This window comes from Crocosphaera watsonii WH 8501 (assembly GCF_000167195.1).
Classification (GTDB): domain Bacteria; phylum Cyanobacteriota; class Cyanobacteriia; order Cyanobacteriales; family Microcystaceae; genus Crocosphaera; species Crocosphaera watsonii.
Genome location: NZ_AADV02000293.1, coordinates 1 through 2,731 on the forward strand (window position 1 = coordinate 1; position 2,731 = coordinate 2,731).

Below are 2,731 nucleotides of genomic sequence, written 5' to 3' on the forward strand. Positions count from 1 at the left end.
AATACCGCGGGGCAGCCGCTCTGACAGTGTATCACCCCGCGCCTGCACGAATTCTAGTCCCCCTTTGGTGATTTGATCGTTTGTGAGGATGGAAGGGGAGAACAATTTTTAATCGTGTGTCACCCCAGAAGGGCAATATTATAGATTGGCTCGTAATGCTTATAATAATAGCGAGTTTGCTGGTGTGTGTTTTTCCCCCAATGGTCAAACTATGTTTGTCAATATTTATTCCCCAGGATTAACCTTAGCTATTTCAGGAAGTTGGCAAACAATCTAAATGGGGTATTGAAGAAGTCCAACCCCCCACTATATATACATTTAAGCTTGCTTACTAACCCATAATGCTCTATACTCATTCCTGAATTATTGAAAAATAATCTCATTACTGTTGACAAAGATTTTTAATAAGTCTATGATAAGGTCAATAAGTGTTCTCCTCTCAAGGATGGATCGGCAGGTGGAATCGTTCAGCAACACAAATAGCGGTTCCCCTATTTTTTTGTCTTTTCCTTATTGCGAAAAATAATTGACTATTGCGAATACCCCAGTTTTCTGTGCTTCTGTGGTGAGCTATTAAAAAAAAGTCTCATCACTATTGACAAAAATTATTAATAAGACTATGATTGAATCAATAAGTGTTCTCCTCTCAAGGATGGATCGGCAGGTGGAATCGTTCAGCAACACAAATAGCGGTTCCCCTATTTTTTTGTCTTTTCTTTATTGCGAAAAATAATTGACTATTGCGAATGCCCCAGTTTTCTGTGCTTCTGTGGTGAGCCATTAAAAAAAAGTCTCATCACTATTGACAAAAATTATTAATAAGACTATGATTGAATCAATAAGTGTTCTCCTCTCAAGGATGGATCGGCAGGTGGAATCGTTCAGCAACACAAATAGCGGTTCCCCTATTTTTTTGTCTTTTCCTTATTGCGAAAAACAATTGACTATTGCGAATACCCCAGTTTTCTGTACTTTTGTGGTGAGCTATTGAAAAATCTTCTCATTACTGTTGACAAAGATTTTTAATAAGTCTATGATAGGGTCAATAAGTGTTCTCCTCTCAAGGATGGATCGGCAGGTGGAATCGTTCAGCAACACAAATAGCGGTTCCCCTATTTTTTTTGCTTGAATTGAGATTATTGCTAAATCTTGGCAAAAAAAGGGAAGGAAGCACCCCGACAGCCTTAACTAAATTAATTAAAAAATTCCTAGTCAATAGTTCCTGAGAAACGTTAACATAAATTAACAAGTGTTTTTCTCGGAAAAACCAGACCTGAATTCTCAGGAGTTATGATCTGGTTAAATCATTAACCTTGATATATTGAAGATAATCCTATCTTCCCCTTTAGTATAAAAAAGAGGCCGACAGCGTGAACAAGAATAAGAAAACATGGCGTAATGCTGGACTATATGCACTTTTGCTTATTGTCGTATTAGCTTTAGCATCAGCCTTTCTAGATAACAATAACACTCAAAGTCGGGAAACATTAACCTATAGCGAGTTTATTGACCGTGTAGAAAATAACCGAGTGGATCGAGTGACACTGAGTTCTGATCGCACTCAAGCGAGGGTTCCTAACCCCGAAGGTGGCGCACCACAACTGGTTAATCTACCCAACGATCCCGATTTAATCAACATTTTGTCCGAAAACAAAGTAGATATTGCCATCCAACCCCCTAACGACGAAGGAGTCTGGGTGAGAGTGGCTACCAGTTTCCTCCTGCCAATATTATTACTGGTTGGGTTATTCTTCTTGTTACGTCGGGCGCAAAGTGGACCTGGTTCCCAGGCCATGAACTTTGGCAAGTCAAAAGCACGGGTACAAATGGAACCCCAAACCCAAGTAACTTTTGGGGATGTAGCTGGTATCGAACAAGCTAAGTTAGAACTCACCGAAGTTGTAGACTTTCTGAAAAACGCCGATCGCTTCACCGCCATTGGTGCCAAAATTCCCAAAGGAGTCTTATTAGTAGGACCTCCTGGAACAGGTAAAACCCTGTTAGCTAAGGCCGTAGCAGGGGAAGCAGGTGTTCCTTTCTTCAGCATTTCTGGTTCCGAGTTTGTGGAAATGTTTGTTGGTGTCGGTGCATCCCGTGTCCGTGACTTATTTGAACAGGCCAAAACTAACGCCCCTTGTATCGTATTTATCGATGAGATCGACGCAGTTGGTCGTCAACGGGGTGCTGGTTTAGGGGGTGGTAACGATGAACGGGAACAAACCCTCAACCAACTGTTAACCGAGATGGACGGTTTTGAAGGCAACACCGGCATCATTATCATCGCTGCTACCAACCGTCCCGATGTCTTAGACGCAGCTTTATTACGTCCAGGTCGTTTTGACCGTCAGGTAGTGGTGGATCGTCCCGACTACGCCGGTCGTCAAGAAATCCTGACAGTTCATGCTCGTGGCAAAACCCTCTGCCAAAGACGTTGATCTCGATAAAATTGCCCGTCGTACTCCTGGGTTTACCGGTGCTGATCTTTCTAACCTCTTGAACGAAGCTGCTATTTTAGCCGCTCGTCGTAATTTGACCGAAATTCCATGTATGAGGTCACGATGCCATTGACCGCGTTTAGCAGGCCTGAGAAGAAAATCGGTCCTGACTTAGAAGCGCAGACCTACTTGTTACCATGAGTTGGCAAGCCTTATAGGGGATTGTTCTTGATAAGAACCTGTCCAAAATCGCTTTTCCCTTGGCCGTCCGTGGTTAACTGGTTANCCATTGAAGA

1 protein-coding gene and 1 pseudogene are annotated in these 2,731 nt (G+C 42.4%); both read left to right on the forward strand.

The window, feature by feature from the left end; all coding sequences use genetic code 11:
- The first annotated feature begins 145 nt into the window (after positions 1 to 145).
- Positions 146 to 277: an alkaline phosphatase PhoX gene (locus tag CWATDRAFT_RS42090; RefSeq protein WP_007308640.1), complete on the forward strand. Its 132-nt coding sequence runs from the start codon at positions 146 to 148 to the stop codon at positions 275 to 277.
- 1,093 nt (positions 278 to 1,370) lie between these two features.
- Positions 1,371 to 2,575: pseudogene (gene ftsH3 / locus CWATDRAFT_RS30980) on the forward strand (ATP-dependent zinc metalloprotease FtsH3); the annotation flags it as partial.
- Positions 2,576 to 2,731 lie beyond the last annotated feature (156 nt).